At 64.1% G+C, this 26,604-nt stretch carries 18 protein-coding genes; 13 read left to right on the forward strand and 5 right to left on the reverse strand.

Features of this window, described 5'->3' with window-relative positions:
* Positions 1-186 precede the first annotated feature (186 nt).
* Positions 187-1,950: an ABC transporter ATP-binding protein gene (locus tag ASD56_RS07380; protein ID WP_055963123.1), complete on the reverse strand. Its 1,764-nt coding sequence runs from the start codon at positions 1,948-1,950 to the stop codon at positions 187-189.
* Between the two features lie 240 nt (positions 1,951-2,190).
* Positions 2,191-2,832 (reverse strand): TetR/AcrR family transcriptional regulator, encoded by a 642-nt coding sequence (locus ASD56_RS07385; RefSeq protein WP_055963126.1) that lies wholly within the window; start codon positions 2,830-2,832, stop codon positions 2,191-2,193.
* Positions 2,833-2,989: 157 nt separating this feature from the next.
* Between ASD56_RS07385 and ASD56_RS07390 the strand changes: the two genes are divergently transcribed.
* The 8 genes from ASD56_RS07390 to ASD56_RS07425 all read left to right on the forward strand — a co-directional run bounded on the left by ASD56_RS07390 (position 2,990) and on the right by ASD56_RS07425 (position 15,555).
* Positions 2,990-4,324, forward strand: coding sequence for an ABC transporter substrate-binding protein (locus ASD56_RS07390; protein WP_055963129.1), 1,335 nt, complete (start codon positions 2,990-2,992; stop codon positions 4,322-4,324).
* 14 nt (positions 4,325-4,338) lie between these two features.
* Positions 4,339-5,274, forward strand: a complete 936-nt coding sequence (locus ASD56_RS07395; protein WP_055963132.1) for a carbohydrate ABC transporter permease — start codon at positions 4,339-4,341, stop codon at positions 5,272-5,274.
* Positions 5,271-6,182, forward strand: coding sequence for a carbohydrate ABC transporter permease (locus ASD56_RS07400; RefSeq protein ID WP_082541300.1), 912 nt, complete (start codon positions 5,271-5,273; stop codon positions 6,180-6,182). The genes ASD56_RS07395 and ASD56_RS07400 overlap by 4 nt, the downstream gene beginning before the upstream one ends.
* Positions 6,183-6,364: 182 nt before the next feature.
* Positions 6,365-7,855 (forward strand): GH1 family beta-glucosidase, encoded by a 1,491-nt coding sequence (locus ASD56_RS07405; protein WP_082541301.1) that lies wholly within the window; start codon positions 6,365-6,367, stop codon positions 7,853-7,855.
* Positions 7,855-9,717, forward strand: a complete 1,863-nt coding sequence (locus ASD56_RS07410) for a glycoside hydrolase family 3 protein (RefSeq protein ID WP_442922389.1) — start codon at positions 7,855-7,857, stop codon at positions 9,715-9,717. Before ASD56_RS07405 ends, ASD56_RS07410 begins: the two co-directional genes overlap by 1 nt.
* Before the next feature lie 162 nt (positions 9,718-9,879).
* Positions 9,880-11,214: an MFS transporter gene (locus tag ASD56_RS07415; protein ID WP_055963135.1), complete on the forward strand. Its 1,335-nt coding sequence runs from the start codon at positions 9,880-9,882 to the stop codon at positions 11,212-11,214.
* Between the two features lie 90 nt (positions 11,215-11,304).
* The gene (locus ASD56_RS07420; RefSeq protein ID WP_268777905.1) at positions 11,305-12,894 is read left to right on the forward strand and encodes a DUF5597 domain-containing protein; all 1,590 of its coding nucleotides are present in this window, start codon (positions 11,305-11,307) and stop codon (positions 12,892-12,894) included.
* A 45-nt stretch (positions 12,895-12,939) separates the two neighbouring features.
* Entirely contained in the window at positions 12,940-15,555 is a 2,616-nt protein-coding gene (locus ASD56_RS07425; protein WP_082541303.1) for a glycoside hydrolase family 3 N-terminal domain-containing protein, read from the forward strand.
* Here the strand turns inward: ASD56_RS07425 and ASD56_RS07430 are convergent.
* Complete coding sequence (locus ASD56_RS07430) at positions 15,546-16,550, reverse strand: LacI family DNA-binding transcriptional regulator (RefSeq protein WP_055963141.1); 1,005 nt, start codon at positions 16,548-16,550, stop codon at positions 15,546-15,548. The genes ASD56_RS07425 and ASD56_RS07430 overlap by 10 nt on opposite strands.
* A gap of 189 nt (positions 16,551-16,739) precedes the next feature.
* Between ASD56_RS07430 and ASD56_RS07435 the strand changes: the two genes are divergently transcribed.
* From ASD56_RS07435 to ASD56_RS07455, 5 genes are all read left to right on the forward strand, one after another.
* Positions 16,740-19,187, forward strand: a complete 2,448-nt coding sequence (locus ASD56_RS07435; RefSeq protein WP_235565553.1) for a glycoside hydrolase family 2 TIM barrel-domain containing protein — start codon at positions 16,740-16,742, stop codon at positions 19,185-19,187.
* A 28-nt stretch (positions 19,188-19,215) separates the two neighbouring features.
* On the forward strand, positions 19,216-21,420 hold the full coding sequence (locus ASD56_RS07440; RefSeq protein WP_055963147.1) for a beta-glucosidase family protein: 2,205 nt from the start codon (positions 19,216-19,218) through the stop codon (positions 21,418-21,420).
* 21 nt (positions 21,421-21,441) lie between these two features.
* Complete coding sequence (locus ASD56_RS07445; protein WP_055963149.1) at positions 21,442-22,230, forward strand: SDR family NAD(P)-dependent oxidoreductase; 789 nt, start codon at positions 21,442-21,444, stop codon at positions 22,228-22,230.
* A gap of 26 nt (positions 22,231-22,256) precedes the next feature.
* Positions 22,257-23,432, forward strand: coding sequence for a glycoside hydrolase family 1 protein (locus ASD56_RS07450; protein WP_055963152.1), 1,176 nt, complete (start codon positions 22,257-22,259; stop codon positions 23,430-23,432).
* Positions 23,433-23,506: 74 nt separating this feature from the next.
* Entirely contained in the window at positions 23,507-24,094 is a 588-nt protein-coding gene (locus ASD56_RS07455; RefSeq protein WP_235565554.1) for a GDSL-type esterase/lipase family protein, read from the forward strand.
* An 18-nt stretch (positions 24,095-24,112) separates the two neighbouring features.
* Here the strand turns inward: ASD56_RS07455 and ASD56_RS16485 are convergent, their stop codons facing one another.
* On the reverse strand, positions 24,113-24,355 hold the full coding sequence (locus tag ASD56_RS16485; protein WP_235565556.1) for a recombinase family protein: 243 nt from the start codon (positions 24,353-24,355) through the stop codon (positions 24,113-24,115).
* Between the two features lie 304 nt (positions 24,356-24,659).
* The gene (locus ASD56_RS07460) at positions 24,660-26,450 is read right to left on the reverse strand and encodes an AMP-binding protein (protein ID WP_082541305.1); all 1,791 of its coding nucleotides are present in this window, start codon (positions 26,448-26,450) and stop codon (positions 24,660-24,662) included.
* Positions 26,451-26,604 lie beyond the last annotated feature (154 nt).

Consider the following 26,604-nt stretch of genomic DNA (forward strand, 5'->3'; position numbering starts at 1 on the left):
GCCGCCTATCGACGCGATGGCCTACTCATGACCTATCAGCAATCCCTCGTGTCGAGCACTTCGCCACCCGAGACCGCTGGATCGGTCTGATGTCGGGACGAGGATGCAGGCTGACTTCTTGTCTTGCTCATGTGCGAGCACCACCCGGGTTTGTGATCCGTTCCGCTGTTCCCCTCCAAGTCACTCTCAAGACGACTGGGTGAGATGGAGCTGGGCATAGCGGCCACCCCGGGTCACCAGGTCGTCGTGTTTGCCGATCTCGGCGACACGGCCCCGCTCGAGGACGACGATGCGGTCCGCCTTCCGGATGGTTGAGAGCCGGTGCGCGACGACGAGGGTCGTTCGTCCTTCCATGAGTCTCGCCAGCGCCTCCTTGACCAGGCCCTCTGACTCGGGATCCAGAGCGCTGGTCGCTTCGTCGAGGAGCAGGATTCGCGGGTTTCGGATCAGCGCGCGCGCAATGGCGAGTCGCTGTCGCTGACCGCCGGACAGACGCGCCCCTCGCTCACCTACGACGGTGTCCCAACCGTTGGGCTGGTTCTGGACGAAGTCGAAGGCGTTGGCGGCCCGCAGCGCGTCCGCGATCTCGGGATCCGTCACGTTGGTGAGTCCGTACGCGATGTTCTCCCGAATGGAACCCTCGAATAGGACTGAGTCCTGCGGAACCACGGACACGAACCGCCGGACGGCCCGCAGATCCAGTTCCTCCATATCGATGCCGTCAAGCAGGATGCGGCCACTGGTCGGACGGGCGAAGCCAAGCGCCAGGTTCAGCAAGGTGGACTTGCCAGAGCCTGACGAACCGACAAACGCAACGGTTTCACCTGCAGCGATGTCTATCCGAATGTCATGGATAGCATCGGCGTCCGCACCGGGATACCTGTGGCATGCGCCTTCGAAGGTCAGCTGGCCTGCGACTCTATCGACGCGACGCTTGCCTTCGTTGTGCTCCAGATCAGGTTCTTCCAAGACCTCCGCGATTGACCGCACCGACTCCACGCCTCGTGCCGTCACCGGTATCAGCATGAGGAGCGAGGTAAGCGCCTGAGTGAGGAGAGCAAAGTACGTCGAAAGGAGGACCACCTCCCCGGGCGTGACAGGAAGGAAGCCGGTGAGGGAAACGATTGCAGCCAGCGCGAGACACGCGACGCCGAGCAGTTGCATGGTGATCCACGAGACCGTCGACACGTGCGAGTTGAGGACATCGAGCCGTAGACCCGCGTTGCGGACACCGTCTGCACCGCGTGCGACCCGATTGACCGCAGTCCCTTCCAACCCGTGCGCTCGGGTAACAGGTATCAACGATGTCATCTCGCCGACTCGTGTTGCCAGCCCTTCCATCTCACGACGAAAGACCGCGTTCGGTCCGACCGTGCGTCGCCGCAGGGACGCGCGCAGTCCGATTGCGATGGGGACTGTGAGCGCGTATACAGGCAGGAATGCGGGAACTGCCAGAGCGGTCATCACTGTCGCACCGACGAGCACGATGACCGACGACAAGATCGGCGGCGTGACCTGCTGCAGCATCGTCTCAATGTTTTCGACGTCCCGAACGACCTTCGTCTGCAACACCGAGGAACTCACTCGACTGCGATAGCCGATGGATAAGATCTGCATCCGCGCCGACAAGGCGTTGCGCAGGTCCGCGCCGGTGTCGCGAACAATGGTCATGTACTGATGGGTGTAGAGCAGAGTGTTCGGGTAGTTCTGCACTAAGAGCAACGCCGCAACACCGAACCAAACGAGCACGTCGCTCACTGCGCCGCCGTCGGCGACCACGTCGATGATGGCCGCCGTTACGACCGGCAGGAACCAGACCGGTATCTCTTTGATTGCGAAGGCGGCAATGGCGACCGTCAGGCGGACCGGTCGCCTACGAAGAAGCCGAAGAATCGAACGGACGGGACGGGCGCCATCTACTCGTGGCGCGACAGCGTACCCGCCGCTCAACGCACGTCCCGGTGGGTTCCACGCAAATACATCGTCGTCTCCTCAGCGCCGATGCAACGGCGTCGCTCGCGCTCCGCCAACCCTATTGCGAATAAGAAACGCCTGGTACAAATTCTCGGGCCCAGATCGGCGACTCTCCGCCTATGGGTCGCGAGGAGTGATCACTTTCGGCGACTCACGTCCCATCAGTTGTGGGATCCTCCTGACGGGCCGCTCCTGACGAGTGCCGACAAGCAGCGGCTAGGCGACACCGCTAACAGTGCCCTCGAAGGCCTCGGGGATGGTGGATTCGAAGAACAGGCCCATGGGTTTTGCCATGTCAGCGGAGGGGTCGATCAGCCACTGCAGCTGGACCCCGTCCCAGGCCGCTAGCAACAGCCGGCTGAGCGTGTGCGGGTCTCGAGCGCGGTCGATTCGCCCAGCGCCCTGGTCGTACGCGAATGCTGCCGCGAGCTCCGCGGACTTGCGTTGATACCGAAGGGTGAACCACTCATGCGCGGGGTGGCTGGGCGAGGAGGACTCGGCGGCAAGGATCGCGAAAAGTCTGAGCAGTTCCGGGCGGTCGACGCTTGTCCGCACACGTTCGAGCGTGGCGAACACGACTCCACGATCTCTGCAGGCCGCGTCGAAATCGAAGTCTTCGTCGCCCGAAGTTGTCTTGTCCGAGCGCTCGAGCACCGCCTCGAGCAGCTCGTACTTGGTGCCGAAGTGGTGAACGATGCTCGTCAAGCTGACGTCGAGCTGGCGGGCGATGTCGCGGAGTGAGCCGCCGTGGTAACCGCTGGTAGCGAAGACCGTCGTCGCGGCATCGAGGATGTCGCTCGAACGTTGCGCTGACTTCGCGTAAGGGCCACGGGCTCCGGTCTTCTTCGGTGCGCTCATCTTCGTGACACTACCCATCTCCGGCCTGCCGCGTCATCTCCGACAGGTAGCCGCGAACCTCCATGAAAATGTAGCACGTGTTTTGGATTCGGTGTATGGTTTACAACACCAAGGGCGGCTTGCACTCGAGCCTCGCCATGTTCACAAGGAGGTAGACATGACCACACGCGCATCCCGCGCACGACGAATCGCTGTTGCAACGGGCGCGTTCGTCGCAGCATCGGTGCTTCTCGCCGGCTGCACCGGAGGCGGTACGGGCGGCGGAGACTCGGGAGAGTCCACCCTCGACGTGATGTTCGGAGCCCAGGACCTGAGCGATGAGCAGATCGCCGAGTTCGAAGCCGACAACCCCGGCGTCAAGATCAACGTCATCGTGTACGACCAGGCGCGCCTGAACACGATGCTCGCTTCGGGAAACCCGCCGGACGTAGCCTTCGGCAACGCCGTTGGCAGCGCGAACTTCAACGCACGAGGACTCGCGACGGACCTGACTCCGTACCTCGAAGAGAGCGACGTGCTGAAGGAAGATGACCTGCAGCCGGTCAACAACGCCTTCCGCTGGGACGGCGAGAAGGCTGGCGAGGGCCCGCTGTACGGCATTGTGAAGGACTGGAGCCAGGACAACGCGCTCTGGTACAACACGGCGCTGTTCGACGCCGCTGGCGTCCCGTACCTCAGCGACACCGAGCCCATCACCTACGACGAGCTCCTCGACATTTCGAAGAAGCTCTCTGTGATCAATGGCGGAACCACCGAGGTCTATGGCCTGGGTATGGAGTGGCAGTGGACCCTCTACGGCCCGATTGCAGCGATGGTGGAGAGCCAGGGCGGCAGCCTCTTCAACGACGACCTGACCGAAATCGACTTCACCAGCCCTGAGGCGCAGCGCGCGCTGCAGTGGTTCGTTGACTACGGCAAGTCGGGCGTCGGCCCCACCTCACTCAACCCGCTGCCGGACGGGTCGGACTACTCGACTTTCGCCGCGGAGCGTATGGCCATCAGCCAGGATGGCTACTGGTTTGGCGGGAACTTCGCCGGCGACGATGCTCTCAAGACGGTCCGGTTCGCGCCCGCGCCCGTGATGGGCGACACCCCGGTTCCGATGAGCTTCGGCGGCGCTGGCGCCTGGATCCCCGAGGGATCCGACAACAAGGACAACGCCTGGAAGTTCATGGAGTACTTCATGGCCGGTCCGCCGGCCGAGGCTCGCGCGTCCAGCGGGTGGGGCATCCCTTCGCTGAAGTCCCTGGCGGACAAGCTCCCTCAGGAGCAGGACTACCAGAAGCAGGCGTACGAGGTCGTGCAGAACCAGGCCGATCTCACCGTGCCGCTGCCGGACTCGCCGTACATCTCGGCCGGGCTCCTGCAGGACTCGATTGACAAGTACCTGCAGCAGGCAATCAAGGGTGAGGTGACCGTGGAAGAGGCGGGCGCGAAGCTCACCGATGAACTGAACGAAGCTCTCCAGCAGGGCATCGACCAGGTCGGCTAAGGAGAAGTACCGCGATGGCTCGCAAATGGAGCAGATACCCGAAGCGAACGTTCTACGCGTTCGTCTCACCCTGGGTGATTGGATTCCTGCTGCTCACCGCAGCACCCATGGTGTACGGCTTCGTTGTGAGCCTGACCAACTTCGATGGCAGCTCACCCAAGTTCAAGTGGGTGGGACTGCGCAATTACGTCGAACTCTTCTCCGACGGCGACATGTGGGCGGCACTGGTGAGGACACTCGCTTTCACCGCGATTGTCGTGCCGCTCACTGTCGGCGGATCACTGTGGCTCGCAACAATCATCAACCGGCGACTGAGGGCAGTGGGGCTATGGCGCACCGTCTTCTTCTTGCCCTCAGTCGTTCCGGTGGTCGCCATGGCCATCATGTGGAAGCTGGTCCTCAATAAAGACTCCGGCATCCTCAACGCCGCCCTCGGGGTGGTCGGTATTCCGCCCGTCGAGTGGCTTATCGACCCGACCGTCTTCTACTCCCTCATCATCCTGATGCTGTGGGGCCTTGGCGGCGGCATGATCATCATGCTCGCGGCGCTCCAGGGGGTCCCCGTCGAGTTGGAGGAGGCGGCCACCGTAGACGGCGCGAACAAGTGGACAGTATTCCGCCACGTCACCATCCCTATGATCTCGCCCATCCTGTTCTTCCAGGTGGTGACCGGAGTCATAGCGGCATTGCAGATCTTCATCCAGCCGATGCTCCTCACCAACTCCGCCGGAATCTCGACGGTCGGCGGAGTGCCGGAGAGCACCACGCTCTACATGGTGCAGGTCTACCAAGAGTTCTTCCTCAGTAACCGGTTCGGCTACGGCTCCGCGATGCTCTGGGTGTTCTTCATCATCATCCTCGGGCTGACCTTCGTTCTTCTGCGATCGAGTCGGTCCTGGGTCTACTACGAGGTCGATACCGAAGCCGAGCGCGAGGGAGCAGAGCGATGACTGTAACCGACACCCCGATCCCCGCAACGGAAACCGCTGCGCTCGTCACGCCCTCGACGCGCAGGTTAAAAGGGCGGAACAAGTCAAAGAAGCGGCCCGGCGCAGGGACCTACATCCTGATCCTTCTGTTGACCGTCTTCTTCATCGGCCCGTTCATATGGCTGGTGCTGGCGGCCCTGAAGACGCCTGCTGAGTGGGCTTCGCTACCCATCCAGATCCTTCCTGAGGTGCCACAATGGAACAACTTCGTTCGCGCCCTCGGTGACATCAACTTCCTCGGCTACGCCGGCAACTCCTTGTTCCTGGCGACGACCTACTCCGTGCTCATCACCTTGTCGAGTGCCTGCGTCGGATTCGGGTTCGCGCGGTTGCGCGCTCCCGGAAAGAACACGCTGTTCATCGTCGTACTGGCGACCATGATGATCCCGCAGATCCTGACACTGCTGCCGACGTACGTGCTGTTCTCTCGCATCGGTCTGGTGAACACCTACTGGCCCTGGGTCCTCTGGGGACTCGCTGGCTCGCCCTACATGATCTTCCTGTTCCGCCAGTTCTTCTCCTCGCTGCCGAAGGAACTGGAGGATGCGGCAATCATCGACGGAGCTGGATGGTTGCGGATTTTCACTACGATCTTCCTGCCGTTGTCGCGACCGGTACTCATCACGTCGTTCCTGCTGATGTTCACCTGGACATGGGGCGACTACATCGCCCCGGCGTTGCTGTTGGATCTGGACCGCACCACGCTGTCGGTCGCCATCACTGCGTTCTACCAAGACCCGAATGGCAACACGATTCCGACGATCCAGGCAGCCGCGGCAGTGCTGTACATCGTGCCGGTGCTTCTGATCTTCTTCTTCGCCCAGAAGTACTTCGTCAGGTCACAGGTCTCGTCGGGTATCAAGGGTTGACGACGGCCGGAGGCCGCCCCCACTGTCGTGAGCGCACGACTATGGCGAGCACTCACGAGGGGCGCTCTTTCTGGCGGAACCCGCGGCTGAATGAAGGCCGCCGCGCAGCAGCATCAAAGTCGCCAGACTCAGCACAACTGGTGGGCGACTTGCAGAACACACGTCAATGAAAGGACGTTTCAATGTACGAGGGCTTCGTCCAGTCCGGGCACCTCACCTTTCCGTCGGATTTCATCCTGGGCGCGGCGACCGCTGCCTACCAGATCGAGGGCGGAGCGACTGAGGGCGGACGCGGCCCGTCCATTTGGGACAGCTTCAGCCACACTCCCGGGAAGACCGAGGACGGGGCCACGGGCGACGTCGCCGCCGACCACTTCAACCGCACGCACACCGATCTCGAACTGATGTCCGCGCTGAACCTCGACGCCTACCGGTTCTCGATCTCCTGGCCGCGTGTCATGCCCGCAGGTGAGGACGTCGTGAACCAGGAAGGACTGACGTTCTACTCGAGGCTCGTCGACGGACTCCTCGCCAGGGGCATCGAGCCCGTCGTGACACTCAACCATTGGGACCTGCCTCAGGCACTCGAGGACAAGTACGGAGGATGGCGAGGCCGCGAGACCGCGTACGCGTTCGAGAAGTACGCCGAGATTGTCGGCGCGGCCCTCGGCGACCGGGTCGCCGTCTGGTCCACCCACAACGAACCGTGGAACAACTCCTTCTCCGGATACGGCAGCGGGGCATTTGCGCCCGGCGGGACGAGCCACGCAGATGCCCTAAAGGCGGCTCACCACCTAAACCTCTCGCACGGACTGGCGGTGCAGGCGCTCCGACGAACCGTCACACGGGCAGATGCGCGCATCTCAGTCGCCCTGAACGTCTTCCGAGTCGAAGCCGACACACCAGAGGATGCCGAGGCCGCGCGACTCTTCGATGCCGTGGCCAATCGCGTGTTCACCGGGCCCATGCTGCGCGGCGAGTATCCCGCAGATCTTCTTGAGGACACGAAGGCGTTCACCGACTGGAGCTTCTTGCAGCCGGGCGACCTTGAGATCTGCCACCAGCCCTTGGATCTGCTCGGGATCAACTACTACGAAGTGATGCACGTGCGTCTCGACCGCAGTTACGTGCCCGGTCAGGATAAGAAGGGCGGGACGGCTTTTCCCGGCTCCGAGCGTATCGAGTTCGTCCGCCGCGAGGACCTTGAGCGGACCGGGATGGACTGGGGCATCGAACCCCGAGGTCTCGAAGACCACCTGGTAGCGCTCTCGCGGGAGTTCCCGGGTCTGCCCATCATGGTCATGGAAAACGGAACCGCGTTCCCCGATGAGGTCCTCACCTCCGAAGCCGGGTCTTTCGTCGTCGACCGGCAGCGCGCACGCTACATCGCCAGTCATGTGGAGGCCACACATCGCGCACTTGAGCGGGGTGCGAACGTCGTCGGGTACCTCGTGTGGTCGCTGCTGGACAACTTCGAGTGGGCCGCCGGGTATGGACCACGGTTCGGCATCATCCATGTCGACTACGACACCCTCGAGCGCACACCGAAGCTCAGCTCTCATTGGTTTGCGCAGCTGTGCGCCTCCCGCACGATCCCGATCCTCGTCCTTCCAGCCGAAGAAGAGGCGCGCGTCCGCTCCTTCGTGTCCGCCGCGTCCCCCACAGGTATCTGATGGCGTACATGGGCGGTGGACAGCCCGAGCGATCAACCAGCCCCGATGGGATCCCGTACCGGGACCTGAACGGGAACGGGGTCATGGACCCTTACGAGGATCCACGCAGGACACCGCAGGATCGCGTGGAGGACCTTGTCGGGCGCCTATCCATCGAAGAGAAGGTCGGCCTGCTCTTCCAAACCGTGATCGAACCGGGCCCCGACGGGACGCTGTTGGAGACGCCTGGACGAATTAGCAAGTCGCCGACCAGCGCCGTCGTCCAGGGCAAATACATCAACCATTTCAACGTCCATCGGCTCGAATCGGCGCACCACGCGGCTATCTGGAACAACGCACTCCAGGCCATGGCGGAGAAGACGCCGCACGGGATTCCGGTGACCATCTCCACCGACCCGCGGCACTCCTTCACAGAGAACAGCGGCGTCGCGTTCTCCGCAGGGCCGTTCTCGCAATGGCCAGATGCCCTGGGGCTCGCGGCGATCGACGACCCTGACGTCATCGAGGACTTCGCGCGCCGTGCCGGCGAGGAGTACCGAGCAGTGGGAATCCGCGCCGCCCTCCACCCCCAGATCGACCTCGCGACAGAACCGCGGTGGGCAAGGCAGCTGCAGACGTTCGGCGCAGACTCAGAGCGCGTCGCCAGGTACACCAGCGCATACATTGCCGGTTTTCAAGGAGACGAACTCGGAGCGGAGAGCGTGGCTTGCGTCACCAAGCACTTCCCCGGAGGAGGCCCCCAAAAAAACGGGGAGGACGCGCACTTCCCGTACGGCCGAGAGCAGGTATACGCCGAAGGCGCCTTCACCGACCACCTCCGCCCGTTTCTCGCAGCCATCGAGGCGGGCACGGCCGCAATCATGCCCTACTACGGGATGCCGGTCGGGCTGGAGCTCGACGGAGAGCCCGTCGAGGAGGTCGGGTTCGGGTACAACCGCCAGATCCTCACCGGTCTACTCCGGGAAAAGCTCGGCTACGACGGCGTGGTCCTCACCGACTGGGAGCTCGTCAACGACAACTTCGTCGGCGATCGGGTCCTGCCAGCCCGCGCATGGGGTGTTGAGGAGCTTGACGCGAGCGGGCGAATGCTCAAGATTCTGGGCGCCGGCGCGGACCAGTTCGGCGGTGAAGAATGCACCGAAGTGCTTCTAGAACTCATCCGGAGCGGTCGAGTAGACGCGTCTCGCATCGACGAGTCGGTGCGGCGCATCCTTCTTGTGAAGTTTCAACTCGGCTTGTTCGACAATCCCTTTGTCGACCCCGAACATGCAGCCGCCGTCGTCGGCTCGGCGCCCCACCGCCAAGCGGGCCTGCAAGCGCAAGCGCGCTCGGTGACCGTGCTCGAGAATCGCGGCTCGCTCCTACCCCTCCGCCGAGGCCAGCGAATCTATCTCGAGGGAGTCTCGCCCGCTGCGGTCGCGGACTTCGCCACAATCGTCGATGACCCGGCAGAAGCGGATCTTGCGCTCATCCGCATACACGCCCCGTTCCAGCCTCGCGACGACCTCTTCCTCGAGGACTATTTCCATCAAGGCTCGCTGGAATTCGCTCCGGGACTGATATACCGGCTTCGGAATATCGGTGCCACCACCCCAGTGCATCTCGACGTCATCATGGACCGGCCGGCGATCTTGACTCCGCTTGCCAGCTACATGACGGGCCTCACCGCCAGTTTCGGCGTCAGCGACCACGCTCTTTTGCTCGCGCTCACAGGTGAAATCGCCCCACAGGGCGCTTTACCCATCGAAATTCCCCGCACCGCCGCCGCAGTCGAGAGCGCCCACGAGAGTCTTCCGGGGACGGATGACCCGCTCTACCCCCTTGGTTTCGGCCTTCACATTGAAGCCGTCGTCCGGCGGTGAGGAGCGCCGTGGAGCGGGTCGAAGTCACCACGGCAATGCGCGAAATCCGGAATTGACACGCGTCAAAATGAGTGCTTCCCTTGTCCAAACGACACCGACTTGGCCCCGCCAAGGCTCCGGAACCCGAGTGCCCGATGACGGGCCAATGACAAAGGCAAACCCATGAGACGCAAAGACGCGGCAAACATCCCGCCGAACAGCACCCCCATCGAGGAAGTGTCACAACTCACGCTGCGGGCCGAAGAGGTGGACGACGATCCCACGACCGCGGAGCTCCGAATCCCGAAGGTCGGCTTCGGATTCAAGTTCGCATACGGGCTGGCCTACTTCGGCTTCTTCCTCTGCCTCTTCATGCCCGCGCTGTTCAGCCTGCCCTACAAGATCCAGCTCATCGACCCGGCCAGTAAAGAGACCGCGCTCGGTCTGGTCGTCGGCATCAGCGCCATCGTGCTCCTGCCCATCGGGCCGATCTTCGGGGTGCTGAGCGACCGGAGCAAACTCTCTTGGGGGCGTCGCCGTCCATTCCTGCTCCTGGGCCTCGGTGCGTTTGCAGTCAGCGCGACCATCATCGCCATCGCGCCGACCGTCCCCGTAGTTCTCGTAGGCTATGTCATCGCTCAACTCGCCGGGGGGCTTGTCGGTGCTGCAATGAATCCGGCGCTGGCGCAGTACGTCCCGCCTGCGCAGCGCGGAAAGCTCGGCGCGCTCAGCGGGGTGATGGCGTCAATCGCGGGAGTCTGCGCCAGCCTTATCGGCAGCTTCCTGCTCGGCAACCTTCTGGTGCTCTTCCTCCTTCCGGTAGCCGTGTTCGCAGTCGGCGTGCTGATCTGGATCTTGGTCATTCCCGACGGGCCGGCTCCTGACAGGTTCCAGGCGGTGACCGTCGGCGCCTCCCTGCGTTCGCTGCTGTTCAACCCGCGCAAACACCCAGATTTCAGTTGGGTCTGGCTCGGCAAGTTGCTCATCGGAATCGCCACAGCGTTCTTCAGCACTTACCAGCTGTACTTCCTTCTCGACCGCTTGGGATTCACCGCAGAGCAGGCGGGCCAGCAGCTGGCGGCCGTCGGCGGTCTGGCGCTGCTCGCGACCATCGGCTTCACCATCGCGGGCGGCTACCTGTCGGACAAGCTCCGCCGGCGCAAGGTCTTCATCTACGTTGCAGCATCGATGATTGGCACCGGCATGGTCATCGCCGCGTTCTCTTCGAACATCACTGTTTACATCGTCGGTGCAGTCCTGCTGTCGGCAGGATCGGGGGCGTTCAACTCGGTGGACCTGGCCCTCGCCTCCGACGTTCTTCCCGATAAGGAAGCCGGTGGCAAGTGGATGTCGATCTACCAGGTGTCCGGCACCATCGCCACGGCAATCGGCCCCGTCATTGCACCGCTCCTTCTCGCAATCGGTGGCGGAGGGAACTACACGGCGATGTTCATCGCAGGTGGCCTGGTCGCCGCGGGAGCTGCATTCACCGCCTCGCGCGTACGAGGCGTCCGATAGCCCGAGCGCGGCGGGCGGTCCCGAATCGCCCGCCGCGCTCGCACCACCCAATGCCCATCCATCGATCCGAATGGAAGCCCGTTGAACAGAGTGACATCCCCCTGGATCGGCCCCTACCTCGCCGTTGACGGCCACCCTTTTGTCGTGGTCGGCGCCGAGGTACACAACTCCAGTTCCAGCACCACGCGGGCTATCAGCCGGTCCTTCGATGCGGTTCAGCAGTTGGGCGCGAATACTGTGCTGGCACCGGTCGCCTGGGATCTGTTCGAGCCGACCGAAGGCAGCTTCGACACGCACTTGCTGGACGCGATGATTCACGGTGCGCGAGCTCGCGGGCTCAAGCTCATCCCGCTGTGGTTCGGGTCGTGGAAAAACGCTGCGTCCACCTATGTTCCCAACTGGGTCAAGCGGAATCCCGACCGCTTCTCCCGTTCAGTGCTTGGCGACGGCCGGCGCATTCAGCATGTGACGCCATTCGGTGGGCAGGCGCGCGACGCGGACGCACGCGCTTTCGCGGCCGTGATGCGCCGGATCGCCGAGGTCGACACCGACCACACGGTCATCGCCGTGCAGGTGGAGAACGAGATCGGCTTGCTCGGTGACTCGCGCGACCGAAGCGAGCTCGCTGAGGCACGCTTCAACTCGCCCGTGGAAACAAATGTGATTGATGCAATCGCCGGGGACACAGAAGCGCCCCTGCATGCGGAATGGGTAACCGCAGGACGTCGCACTGAGGGCACCTGGGCTGAAGTGTTCCCCGCCGGCGACCGTGCGGACGAGGCGTTCATGGCCGCCGCTTTCGCGCGGTATACGCAGGTCGTCGCCGCCGCGGGCCGCGCAGAATTGAACCTTCCGCTTTTCGTGAACGCCTGGCTTGACCGCGACAGCGTTCTCGACGGCCCGGTTGCCCTCGCCGGTGGAAAACGTCCCGGACAGTATCCAAGTGGCGGCCCAGTGCTTCCGGTCGCTGCGATCTGGGAGGCCCTCGCGCCCGACATCGACTTCCTTGCCCCCGACATGTACGTCGATGATGCAGCGCCGGTGTTCGCCGGATATAAGGCCCGACGCGACCGCTTGTTCATCCCCGAACTTCGCGGCGACGCCCCCGGTATCCCCCAGATGTTCGAGGCCATTGGCGGACACGCCGCATTGGGGGTCGCGCCGTTTGGCGTGGACTCCTACATCACCGATGACCCCGAGATCGCGCCGCTCACCGATGCGTACGGCCTCCTCCGCGCGGCCGCCGCCGTCATTGCCGAGAGCCCTACAGCTCGCATGCGGGCAATCACGCTGAACGAGGACAACCCCAGCGCCGAGTTCTCCATCGGTGACGTTCGAGTGAATATCCACACGAAGGACGAATGGGGTTACGTCACGCCGACGTACCCGGGCTACGCCATCGTCATCGAGGATGGCGACGACGCGGCGTATCTCATCGGCCGGGGATTCTGGATCACCCTCGCCGCCGCCGAGGGCCTGACACCGGCCTTCCTGTCCGCGACCGCATTCGAGCTCGAGGACAGCGAACTCGTACCGGTCTTCCGCCTCAACGGCGATGAGACCGCATCCGGCACGCTCATCCCGTTCCCATTCCCGAACACGCCCCTAGTTCCAGGACGCGCCATTCCCACTCGCATCCCCGAGACCGGCATCGTCCGGATCTCCGTCTACGCGGTCTGACGGCCGCCTCGATCCCGACGCTCCCGAAACACGAACGGACCGCCCATGAACGACGAATACCGTCCCTACCTCGATCCGACTCAGCCCGTAGGCGTACGAGTCCGGGACCTCCTCGACCGAATGACCCTTGAAGAAAAAGCTGCGCAGACTGCTTCCCCGTTCGGTACCGCAGTCGACGCGCACCAGCCGCCAGCACTCGGATGGGGGACAGCGACGGCAGCCATTGCCGCGCTCAACCTGCCCCCGCGTGAAGCCGCCGCGCGGGTCAACGAACTGCAGCGCAAACACATCGAGGACACCCGTCTCGGAATCCCCGTTCTGCTCGCTGAAGAAGCGCTACTCGGATTCAAAGTGCAGGGCGCCACCACATTCCCCGACGCCATCGCGCAAGCCGCGACCTGGGATCCCGACCTCATCGCCGAGATGGGCGCGGAAATCGGCGCACAGATGACCACGCTCGGAGCGCGCATGGCCCTCTCCCCGCTCGCCGACGTGGCACGGGACCCGCGCTGGGGACGGGTCGGCGAGACCTACGGTGAGGACCCCTATCTCGTCGGCGCGACCGCGTCAGCATTCGTCCGCGGCCTCCAGAACTCGAACCCGGATGCTCCCGTCATCGCCGCGCTGAAGCACTTCGTGGCCTACGGCGCCAGCGACGGTGGACGCAACACCGAGCCGGCGCAGGTGGGAGATCGACTGCTTCGAGAGTTCTACGGTGTCCCGTTCGAGATGGCAATCCGCGATGGTGGCGCCAACGGCATCATGCCGTCGTACAACGATCTGGACGGCGTTCCCGTCACCGGATCACCCGAGCTTCTCGATGACCTGCTCCGAGGTGACTACGGATTCGATGGCCTAGTCATCTCCGACCTCGACGCCATCGGCCAGCTCCACACCAAGCACGGCGTGAGCGCATCCTTCGTCGCGGCGTTCGCTGACGCGATCCGCGCGGGCGTAGACATCGATCTCGATAACCGCGTCTCGACCGACCGGGTGGTGGAGGCTGTTCAGACCGGCCTGCTCAGCGAGGTCGAACTGGACCGCGCTGTGGCCGCGATCCTGCGCGCAAAGTTCCGACTTGGGCTGTTCGAGAATCCCTACATCGACATCGATTCCGTGCCGGAAACTCTTGACTCACCCGCGGCGCGGTCGCTGGCCCGGCGTGTCGCCGAGGAGTCCATCGTTCTGCTCAAGAACGACCCCGTCGACGGCACGCCCCTCCTGCCGCTGTCCTCCGCGCCCGGCACCGTAGCGGTCATTGGCCCGAATGCCGACCGGCCGCTCGGACAGCTCGGGCACTACGCGTATCAGGTGCTCGACAGCATGACCAAGCGGTTCGCCCTCGCCGCCAACCCCCAGGCGCGGCTTGAAGATGTCGAAGAGCTGCGGGGAAGAACCGGCGCCGACGACGCCACATTGCTCGTTGAGACAGTTCCGCTTGTGACGTTCCTGGAAGGCATTCGCGACCGGCTCGGAGACGATGCCGACGTTCTCTACGAGGCGGGCTGCCCGGTCGAAAGGATCGACCGCTCTGGTATTCCCGCCGCTGTGGAGGCTGCACGTCGGGCCGAGGTTGCGGTACTGGTGGTGGGTGACCAGGCGGGAATCAACGGGTTCGGAACTGTCGGCGAGGGGCTCGACAGCGCCACGTGTGAGCTGCCTGGCGTCCAAAGGGAACTCGTGGAAGCGGTCCTCGACACCGGCACGCCGACTATCGTCGTCTTGAGCCACGCGCGACCGTACATCCTTCGTTGGCTCGCCGACCGGGCTCCCGCAATCGTGTCGGCCTGGCTGGGCGGCGAGGAAGCGGGTGCGGCCACGGCGGCAGTGCTCTTCGGCGACGTGAATCCGGCTGGACGCCTCCCCATCGCGATGCTTGAGAACGTCGGATCGGCCCCCGTCCCGTATTGGCGGACGTTGCAGGCGTCAGACAGCTATGTCGACGGCTCTGCCGGCGCCCTGTTCCCCTTCGGTCATGGGCTCAGCTACAGCCAGTTCGAGTACAGCGACTTGCAGCTCCAGACGCCCGAGGTTGGGACTGACGGTGTGATCCGTGCGACCTTTACCGTCAAGAACACCTCAGAGCGCGCCGGCGACGAGGTCGTTCAGGTCTACGGCCGCGACCTGGTTGGACGCACCGTTCGCCGCACCCGGGTGCTGCTCGGCTTCAAGCGCCTCATGCTGGCTGCAGGCGAGGAGCAGAGCGTTCTTGCGGAGATTCCCTCGGAGATGTTCGCACTCTGGGACCGCCGCGACGGCTGGTTAGTCGAGCCCGGGGCTGTGCGACTGTTCATTGGAGGGTCATCGGCTGTAACCCCTCTGCGCGGCCGAGTGGAATTGGTCGGCGGGTTGCATCGATGCGCGCATAACCGCGCACTCTGGAGCACTGTGACACCCGGCGCCGACATGCCTGACATCGCTCCCGGAGAGATGGTCGGGGGCGCACCGGCGGTCGCCCCACTCACCTCGGAGAGCACCATCGGCGACTGGCTCGAGCATCCTCATGGACGCACCGTGCTCTCGTCAGCACTCGGCGGCGCGGACGAGGATGCGCTCGCCCAGGCAGTCGGACTCACCCTCGACCAGCTCGTAATGTACAGCCAGGGCGCGTTGCCGGCGGACTTGCCGGCGACGCTCCTGGCCAGTGTGAATCAGCATTGACGAAGAATGGGGCGGGTCGAGCGCACGTGCGCTCGACCCCGCGCGGTGCTCCCGCCTTCCACAATTGACACCAATGACCGCACGGCGCCGAACGCGTCTGCGGGCATCGTTTGAGCCCCGTGCAGCAGTCCGCGCACAATCTCGTGGGCGCTGAAGCGCACGTCGAAGTCGATAGTGGTCAGTGACGGTTCGGTCACGCCGGACGCCGACGTATTGTCGACGCCGATGATTCCGATGTCGCGGGGAACGTCCCGTCCCGCATGCCGCGCGGCGGCCAGGATGGCCATCGCCGCATCGTCGTTGTATGCCGCGACGCCGACCTCGGATTCAGGCAACAGCCGAGCCGTGGACGCGCTGCTGTTGCGCTCGAGCGTCAGGCGCAACGTGGGCAAAGTCTGCACGCCGGCTGCGCGGGCGGCGTGCAGGGCACCTTGCTCGCGTGCGAGGGCGAAGGGTTGTTCGCGGAGATCCTCCGGGAGCGCCACGGCGATGGCAGAGTAGCCGCGCTCGATGAGATGCTGCGCCTGGATGGCGCCGACCTCGTGGTCGATTCTCGACTGCAATTCGCGCGGTTGGTCGACAACTACGACTCCGAGCTTCCCCAGACGCGCATGCTGGTCCGGAGTAAGCGGGGCAGGGCTCCAGAGTCCGGCCGGCCGCAGGGCGAGGACTGCTTCGTCGATTTGCGCATCGCCCGAGGAGAGTCGGATCAGGTTGGTCTTTCCAGCTTCAGCGAGTTCCTCGGTGACGCGGTCGATGAGTTCACGCAGGCGTGGCCCGAGCGAGATGTTTGGCAGCAGAGTGATGACGACGTCGCTCGTCCCCCGTGCGAGGGCGCGGCCCGCCATGGAGGGGCGGTAACCGAGGTCCCTGGCAACCTTCTGAACGTGGTCGACCATATCGGGCTTGAACCTGTGACCGTGACCGTTCAGGATCTGGCTCACGGTCGAGCGGGACACGCCAGCCTTTGCGGCGACATCGGCGCTATTCGTCATCCTCGGCTCCTCCTGTCGCCGCCGTAAGTCTATGGTGAAGCGACGCAAAGTTGTTGCGCGTCAATCCACGACTAGTTCTCGTTCTCGCGATTCGGGTTGGGCGCCCCTCCAGCTTTTGACACGCGTCAATTGTTGTGTTTCCATGGGATGAAGGCGGCTTTCCGTCTGGCTTGGAACTTGAGGACGACGATGACTCTGATGCGCCCCGCGCTTGCGACGACCGACATCACTCTGTCTGGGTGGGTCGTCCGCTCCGAAGACGCTGCTGAGGTGAAGGTGCGTCTTCCGGACGATGCCATGCTGCGGGCTGGCCGACACCCGGAGGCCCCCGGCGGTGCCGAGTCAGGATGGTTCCTCGGCGGCGATTACGAGTACTGCACCTCGTGGGACGCGCCTGCAGGTCAGGGCCAGATTGCTCTCGTCTTTGAGGGCGTGCAGGGTGACGCCGAAGTGCGGGTGAATGGACAGTACGTCGGGTCGGTCCGCAGCGGTTACACCGAGAGCGAGGTCGATGTCAGTGACGCCGTGCTGCGCGGCGTGGCCAACGACATCCGAGTGCACGTCCGCCACGTTGAACAGCCCTCCGAACGCTGGTATCCGGGCTCCGGCCTCTACCGGCGGGTGCGGGTGCTTGTGCGACCACCTGTCCACTTCGGACGTGACTCCGTCCGCGTGCGCACGACGCACCTGGAGTCCTCGCGCGCCAGCGTCTCCGTTGACGTGCGCCTGTCGGGTCCCGTCGCGGGGGAGACGACCGTCGATGCGCAGCTCTACGCCGACGGCGTCTTGGTTGCGAGTGGAAGGGTCGCCGCGGCTAGCGGGACGATTGCACTCGACGTCGTCAACCCGCGCCCCTGGACCGCCGACGATCCCTTCCGCTATGACCTGCGGGTGACGGCCACCTCGGACGAAGAGGTTCTCGACACGTGGAGGGCACCTGTCGGCCTTCGCACGGTTACTGTCGATGCGCAGCAGGGTTTGCGGGTGAACGGGCGACGCGTGCTTCTGGCAGGCGCGTGCATTCACCACGACAACGGGCTTCTGGGTGCGGCCACCCACCGGGCGGCAGAGTTCCGCCGCGTCCGCTTGCTGAAAGAGGCCGGCTTCAACGCGATACGCAGCGCCCACAACCCGCTTTCCCGCGACATGCTCGATGCCTGCGATGAGCTGGGCATGTACGTCGTCGACGAACTTGCGGACTACTGGTTTGCTCGGAAGACGCAGTTCGACCACTCCGACCGCTTCCGGGACACCTGGCGGAGCGATGCCGACGCGCTCATCGCGAAGGACCGGAACTATGCAAGCGTCATCATGTACGCCTCGGGCAACGAGATTCCGGAGACGGCGACAGCCGCCGGTGTAGAACTCTCGCGCGAGATCACCGAGCACTTCCACGACGCCGACCCGACCCGGCCTGTAACGCTGGCCATCAACCTTTTCCTCAACGCGATGGTTGCGATGAACGCCTCACCGTACGCGGTAGACGGCGATGGCCCTGAACCAGCGATGGCGGGCAGCACCGAGGCGAATGTGATGATCAACCACATCGGTCGCATGATGAGCGTTGTCTCCCGCCTTCCCCGTGCCGACAGGGCGTCTCGTGACGCGTTCGCCACGGTCGACGTCGCCGGATACAACTACGGCCTCGCCCGCTACAAGGGAGATGTACGCCGCTACCCGCACCGGGTCATCTTGGGCTCGGAGACTCTCCCCGGCGACGTCGCGAAGGCCTGGCGTCTCGTTCAAGACATCCCCGCCGTCATCGGAGACTTCGTTTGGGCCGGCTGGGAGTATCTCGGGGAGGCTGGCGTCGCAGTTTGGGTGCCGGGGAAGAAGGCCGGCCTCGCGAAGCCCTACCCATACGTCATCGCAGGCCCAGGCATGTTCGACCTCACCGGACGCCCGGACGCCTCTCTCCGCTTGGCCCAGGCGGCGTGGGGAGTGCTTGACGAGCCCGCCATCACGGTGCGGCCCCTTGATCGCGTGGGCCGCCCATACGTTCGTTCGGCCTGGCGGATCACAGACGCCGTCGAAAGCTGGGCGTGGCGTGGCAGCGAGGGAAAGCGCGCCGAGGTCAGCGTCTACAGTGCGGCCGACGAGGTCGAGCTGGTGTTGAACGGACGTTCCGTCGGCCGCCGTGGCGCCGGGGAGAAGAATCACTACAGAGCCGACTTCCACGTCCGGTGGCGGCCCGGCGTACTACTGGCTATCGCGTACCGCGCCGGCGAAGAAGTGGGACGCAGCGAATTGCGATCCGCCGCCGACGAGCTGAACATCAACGTGCGGCCCGAATCCGATGTGCTCAGCGCTGACGGCGACGACCTCGCATTCGTGCACCTTGAACTGACTGACAATGATGGGGTCGTCGAGATGCTGAACGAAGACACCATCGAGGTCGAGGTCACGGGCCCGGCAGAACTCATCGGCCTCGGCACGGCGAACCCGGCGCCTGAAACTTCATTCCTGTCCTCGAGCACGAGCACCTACCGCGGACGTGCGCTTGCGATCCTGCGCTCCACGGGAGATGCCGGAATCGTGCGCGTACTCGCACGCTCGCGCAGGCGCGGCGAAGCGATAGCCGACATTCTCGCAGTGCCAACCGAATCCGCACACGCAGTGACACCGCGCGACGCCTGACACCGACGCCGCACCACCTGGAGACACCATGTCCGACACCGCCATCGACATCGATCTGAATGACAAGCTCGCAATGCTCTCAGGGGAGAGCTTCTGGGAAACGCACTCGGTGCCGTCAGCCGGCATTCGTTCGTTGACTCTCGCCGACGGCCCGTACGGCCTGCGCCATCAGTCGGGACAGCACGACAATCTCGCCATCTTCGCCAGTGATCCCGCTACTTGCTTCCCTCCGGGCGTGGCCATCGGCTGCAGCTGGGATGTAGGGCTCGCCGCTCGGTTGGGGGCCGCGCTTGGACGCGAGGCCGTGGCCCAGCAGGTCGACGTGGTCCTTGGCCCGGGAGTGAACATCAAGCGCAGCCCGCTGTGCGGTCGCAACTTCGAGTACCACTCGGAGGACCCGCTCGTTTCCGGAGTGCTCGGTGCGGCATTCACCGCCGCTCTTCAAGCGGAGGGTCCGTCTGTCTCTGTGAAGCATTTCGCTGCGAACAATCAGGAGACGAACCGGCAGACCATCAGCTCCGACGTCGACGAGCGCACGCTGCGGGAGATCTACCTGCCCGCGTTCGAGCGCGTCGTGAGGGAAGCGCGGCCGCGCACGGTGATGGCGTCGTACAACAAGATCAACGGCGTTCACACCTGGGCGAACCCGTGGCTGCTGACGAAGGTCCTGCGGGAGGAGTGGGATTTCGACGGCGTGGTCATGTCCGACTGGAGCTCGGTAACGGATCCCGTCGCCGCCGTCCAAGCCGGACTCGACCTCGAAATGCCAGCCGAGTCGGGACGCGTCATGCAACTTCGCGCCGCGGTGGAGGGCGGAGTGCTTGACCCGAGCATCGTCGACGCAGCTGTCGCTCGTTTGACTGCTCTCGCGCTCACACCTCGCCCCGAGCCCGTCTACGTCGATGAGGCGGCGCACCACGCGCTCGCTCAGGAGCTGGCCGAGGGCTGCCCGGTGCTCCTGCGGAACGAGCATCAGGTCTTGCCCCTTCCCGCAGGAGTTGATGTCGCGGTCGTCGGGGTTCTCGCAACGCAACCGCGGTACCAGGGAGGTGGGAGTGCCCACGTCAATGCGACGCGGGTGGATGAGCCGCTGGCCGAGCTGCGGACCATCGTCGAGTCCGGTGGCTCGACCGTTACCTACGCCCCCGGCTACCGACTCGATGGTGCTGACGACGACCAGCTCGCCGACGAGGCCGCAGCGGTCGCGCGTCGCGCAGATGTTGCCGTGGTCTTCGCCGGTCTTGGCGAAGACCAGGAATCGGAAGGATTCGACCGGGACACGCTGGATCTCCCCGCAAACCAGGTCGATCTCATCCACCGCGTCGCGTCCGCTGCTCAGCGCACCGTTGTCGTCCTCTCGCACGGCGGGGTTGTCAGCCTCGAGGGTTGGCACGACGATGTCGACGCGATCCTGGACGCCTTCGTGCTCGGTCAGGGGGGCGGCCGTGCAATTGCCCGCCTCCTCACTGGCGAGGCGACTCCGTCCGGGCGGCTCGCGGAGACCATCCCGCTGCGGCTCGAGGATCACCCATCCTGGCTGAACTTCCCTGGCGAGCAGGGCCATGTGCGTTATGGCGAGGGGGTCCTCGTTGGGTATCGGTACTTCTCCACCGCTGGTGCCCCGGTGCGTTACCCGTTCGGATACGGGCTGTCGTACACCTCTTTCGAAACCGCGCTGGCAGGCGTCGAAATCACCGGCGACGACTCGGCCGTCGCCACCGTCACCGTCCGCAACTCCGGGCGGCGCGACGGCGCTCACGTGGTCCAGCTGTATGTCTCGACGCAGGCCGGGGACGTGCGCCGTCCGTTGCGCGAGCTGAGAGCGTTTGGAAAGGTGACGCTCGCGCCCGGCGAGTCGACCGAACTGCGACTGGAGCTCGACCGTCGCGCGTTCGCATACTGGGATATCGGACTTGACGACTGGACTGTCAAGCCCGGTGAGTACGTCATTCAGTTGGCTGATGACGCCGCGACCGTGGTAGCAGAGAAGACCATTGAACTGTCCGGCGACCGCGTCGCTGCCGCGATCACGCTGGACAGCCCTATCGCGGCATGGCTCGACCACCCCGTCGTCGGCGAGAAGACCAATCAGACTCTCGGGTTCGCGTCAGCGGAGATCAGCGCGGAGCAGTTGGCGCAGGTGCGGTCCATGACCATGCGCCAGTTCGTCCGCATCTCGGGACTGCCCATACCTCTCGACGTCCTCGAAGCAATCGCCGACCAGACTCGCTGATCAATAGACCGGAGCCCACAATTGAACCTCGAAGGAAAAGTCTTCGCCGTTACCGGCGCCGGCAACGGAATGGGGCGTGAAGTCGCTCTGGAGCTTGTCAGGAAGGGCGCGAAGGTCGCGGCCATCGATCTGAGCGAAGAGGCACTGGAGCGGACTGCGGAGCTGTCCATCGCCCCAGGCCGCGTCAGTACGCACCGCGCAGATGTGACGGACGCCGAAGGCGTCGTGGCGCTTCCCGGGCTCATCGAAGAGGCGCACGGGCAGCTGGACGGGCTCGTGAACATCGCCGGGATCATCCACCGCTTCGTGCCGTCTGCAGAACTCACCCGCGAAGAGCAGGAGCGGGTGTTCAAGGTGAATTACTGGGGGACTGTCAACATGTGTCAGGCGTTCCTGCCGGCACTGCTCGAGCGCCCGGAGTCGTCCGTCACCAACATGTCGAGCCTTTCCGCTCTCGTCGCGTTCGCGGGACAGACCGTTTACGGTGCGAGTAAGGGAGCTGTCAAGCAGTACACCGAGGGTCTTTATCAGGAGTTGCGTGGTTCTGCCGTGCAGGTGAGCGCCATCTATCCCGGGAACATCTCCACCGAGATCAGCAAGAACTCGGGCGTCGCAATGATTGACAGCGGCGGACGCAAGGTGCGCGCGACGACCCCGCGGAACGCGGGGATCGCCATCGTCTCAGGCATCGAGCGCGGGAAGTTCCGGATCATGGTCGGTAATGACGCCAAGCTGTTGGACCGACTCGTGCGAGTCGCACCACGCTGGACAACCAATCTCATCGCCAAGCAGATGGCATCGGTCCTCTGACCGCCGAACGAGAAGACGGGTACAACATGAGTTCCTTTCCTGACGGCTTCCTCTGGGGCGCAGCGACGGCTGCGCACCAGGTAGAGGGCAACAACCTCAACAACGACTGGTGGCGACTCGAGCAGGTGGCTGCCGACTACGGGGTGCAGCCCAGCGGTGATGCACTCGACAGCTACCACCGATACCGCGAAGACATGCAGCTGCTCTCCGACCGCGGCTTCACCGCCTACCGGTTCAGCCTGGAATGGTCACGCATCGAACCCCTTCCCGGCAAGTTCTCCCGCGCGGAACTGGGCCACTACCGACGCATGATCGAGACCGCGCGTGAGCTCGGTCTCGATCCCATCGTCACCATTCACCATTTCACCCACCCCCTGTGGTTCGACGACCGTGGAGCCTGGCTGTGGGACGGTGCCGTCGACGCGTTCGTTCAGTACGTCGAGCAGGCCTGCACAATCCTCCACGACGTGCGCTGGATCATCACCATCAACGAGCCGAATGTGCTCGCCATCACCCACGGCGGCCAGCGTCAGGTGGCTATGGGTAACCCATACCCGCAGAACGCGCTGCCCGACCAGGAGATCGGCGACGCGCTCATCGCCGCGCACCGGGCAGCCGCTCCCGTCGTACGCCGGCTCACGGACGCGAAAGTTGGCTGGACGGTGGCGAACCAAGCGCTCACCGCCACCTCTGGCAACGAAGAGAAGTTCGCCGAGGTGCAATACCTCATCGAGGACAAGTACCTCGAAGTCTCGAGGGACGATGACTTCGTCGGCGTCCAGTCCTACACGAGCCAGCCGGTGGACGCCGACGGCATCGTGCCGCACCCGCCGGCTGACGACAACACGCTGATGGGTTGGGCATACCGCCCCGATGCGCTCGGGATCGCGGTTCGCCACACTCATGACGTCCTCGGCGGGGACGTACCGATCCTCGTCACCGAGAACGGTATCGCTACGGACGACGACGAGCGACGTATCGCCTACACGACGACGGCGCTCCGCGACCTGGCAGCGGCCATCGCGGACGGTGCTGACGTCCGCGGCTACTTGCACTGGAGCCTTCTGGACAACTTCGAGTGGGGCCACTGGGGCCCAACGTTCGGTTTGGTGGCCGTCGACCGAGAGTCGTTCGAGCGACGTCCGAAGCCGAGTTTGGATTGGCTCGGTACTGTCGCCCGCCGAAACGCGGTCGAAGATTGAACGTCAACGGCTCGGATCCGTGAACTGACATGCCCAAGAAGCGACAGAGCCTCCGGCTTCGAGCTGCCCTCTACGTGACCGAGAAGAAGCTTGGAAAGGCTCAACGCTCCCGCCGCAGTCAGTTCGAGATTCTCACTCCACCGCCGAGGAGCATAGTTCTACTCGGCGACAGCATCACTGAAGGCGGTATGTGGGACGAATGGCTCCCTGAATACCATGTCGTCAACCGCGGGATCGGCGGCGAGACCGCAGCCCAAGTGCTGGAACGAATCGACAGTGTGGCCTACGACCCGGCCGCCGTGTTCCTCCTGATTGGCACCAACGACCTAACGCTCGGATACTCCATTGAGTCCATCACGGAGAACGTCGAGAAGATCATCGAGCGCGTGAAGGAGCTAGCTCCGGGCGCTCCGATCCACGTCCAAAGTGTCATGCCTCGAGGTCCGAGATGGCGGCAAACGGTCCTGCGCTTGAACGCCGCCGTGAGTCAAGTCGCTCGGCGGACAGGAGTCCAGTACATCGACCTATGGCCTGCCCTCGAGGGTGTCGATGGCGCACTGAAACGGAACTACACAATGGATGATCTTCACCTGACCGGCGCGGGATACCGCGCCTGGGTCGAGGTGTTGCGTCCCATCATGGCGACAGTGCGGCGAGCTTGAAGAAGCTGAGCGTGGCGGCTACATCAGGTCCATAAGATCCGGACGGCACCGCGTGCGCCTCGCGGCGACCAGGCGGGGGCCGACTGCATGACGCAGATCGGGGCGGGCGAGCTCCACGACGTCCGAGCCCTGCACCTGGCGCCCGTAGAAGTCCGCCCTATCAACGAACACCTCGATGCATCCTGCTGCAGTGAGCGCATCGGTCTGAGCATCGGGGTTCTGGTCCCGAGTGGACACTCGCGCGTATCCCACCTTTGCCATGAGCACACCGTAACGCAAACGTTCCTCGTGATACGTAGATTTTGTACACGGCTATGTACAGCAATGGCGATGTCGATTGTTTCGTCGGAGCGGCCGTCTCACAAACCTTCGTTTACGTACGTGCGCGGCTCCGGTGTCGCGGGGGGCAGCCCTTGCTGTGACTCCATCGAGGCGTCGGCGCTCGTCCCCCAGCTCGATGCGTTCGGCGAGCTGTTCCAGTCCGGACCGCAACTCTAGGGCTGTGGCCCCATTCGGTAGGGTCATCCGGTTCCGGACCAACGCACGGGAGGGGTGTTGTCGTGGATCAGTCTCGCCGCGTGCTGATTGTGGTGGTTCGCAAGGTAGGAAATTGGTCGTCGCGCCACTCGACACAGCTCTCATTGCCGGCTGCGATCCGCTCTTCTCGCTGTCGGAGCTCAACGCGTCGAATCTTTCCGGAGATTGTCTTGGGAAGGTTGGCGAACTCGATGCGGCGAATGCGCTGAAATGGTGCGAGGTGCTCGCGGGCGAACGCCAGGATCGACTCAGCAACCTCCGGGCTGGGCTGGGTGCCTGCGGTGAGGACGACGTACGCCTTGGGGACGGACAGGCGGAGGTCATCGGGCGCCGGGACGACGGCCGCTTCGACGACGGCGGGGTGCGCGACGAGGACGCTCTCCAATTCGAAAGGGCTGATCTTGAAGTCGGACGACTTGAAGACGTCATCTGATCGGCCAATGTAGGTGAGGTAGCCGGCTTTGTCGCGGGAAGCGATGTCGCCCGTGTGGAAGCGTCCGCCCGCGGTGGACTCTGCGTTCCGCTCCGGGTCGCCAACGTATCCAGTCATCAGGTTGAGCGGCCGCTCGGTCAGATCGAGGCAGATCTCGCCCTCGTCTGCAGACACGTTGGTGATCGGGTCGACCAGGATAACGGGGCACCCGGGAAGAGGCCGGCCCATGGATCCGTCGGTGACTTGCTGGCCGGGTGAGTTTGCGACGATGGCCGTCATCTCGGTCTGGCCGTACCCGTCGCGAATGGTCAGGCCCCAGTGGGAGCGAACTTGATTGATGACCTCTGGGTTTAGCGGCTCTCCGGCAGAGATGATCTCGCGCAGCGCGCCGGCACCATTGGAAAGGTCGGCTTGTATCAGCATGCGCCACACTGTCGGCGGAGCGCAGAAGGAAGTGACCTGCTCGCTACGGATTGCATGCAGCAGCGCCGCCGCATCGAAACGCCCATAGTTATAGACGAAAACGGTGGCTTCAGCGAGCCATGGGGCGAAGAAACAGCTCCACGCGTGCTTGGCCCACCCCGGAGAGCTGATTGCAAGGTGGATATCACCGGGACGAAGACCCAGCCAGTACATCGTCGTCAGGTGTCCCACCGGGTAGGACACGTGGGTGTGCTCGACAAGTTTCGGGCGGCTGGTGGTCCCAGACGTGAAGTAGTGCAGGAGCGCATCGTCAGACCGTGTTCCCGGGTGTCGTAGCGGTCCCCGGTCGTCGCTGAATGCGTCGTCGTATCTCGCCCACCGGGCCATCGAGTCAGATGCACCAGCATCGCCGCCGACCTGGACGCCGGTGAATGGGTGAGGCACAGTGGCGAACTTCTGCACGTCGGAGTGACCGGCGATGACCCATCGCACTGATGCGCGGTCGATCCGCTCGGTCAACTCGCTGCTACCGAGGGCGATCGTCGTGGGCAGGATGATCGCGCCGATCTTGATGAGAGCGAGCATGCTCTCCCATAGTTCAACCTGGTTGCCAAGCATGACCATGACTGCGTCGCCCCGTGTGACGCCAAGGTTGTTAAGCCACGTCCCGAGCTGGTCAGAACGCACCGCCATCTCGTCGAATGTGCGGGTCACCCGTGTGCCATCCTCTTCGACGATGATCAGTGCGTCCCGGTGGTTCGCTCGAGCGATGCGGTCGAACCACTCGATGCCCCAGTTGAAGTTAGCGCCGACGTCGGGCCACTTGAATGCTGACACTGCACCCGGCAGGGAGTCGCGCATCGATATAAGCTTGTCCCGGGCGTCTGTCAGCGCCCGAAATGCTCCGCCGTCAGCGGAAGTACCCGCAATTTCTGATGTTCGTGGCGACGGTTCGATCGTCATCCTTCAACCTCCACTTCTCGCGAAGATTGCAGGTGCAATCTTTCGCTCTTCTGCCTTGGTAGCTGTGCGGGTCACTGTCGCAGGCTGATCCCGACGGGTTGAACGTGCTCGGGAGACCTCTTCGGAAGGAGGTGCGGAGAGCAGGCGGCCCTTC

This window comes from Microbacterium sp. Root166 (assembly GCF_001427145.1).
GTDB lineage: Bacteria > Actinomycetota > Actinomycetes > Actinomycetales > Microbacteriaceae > Microbacterium.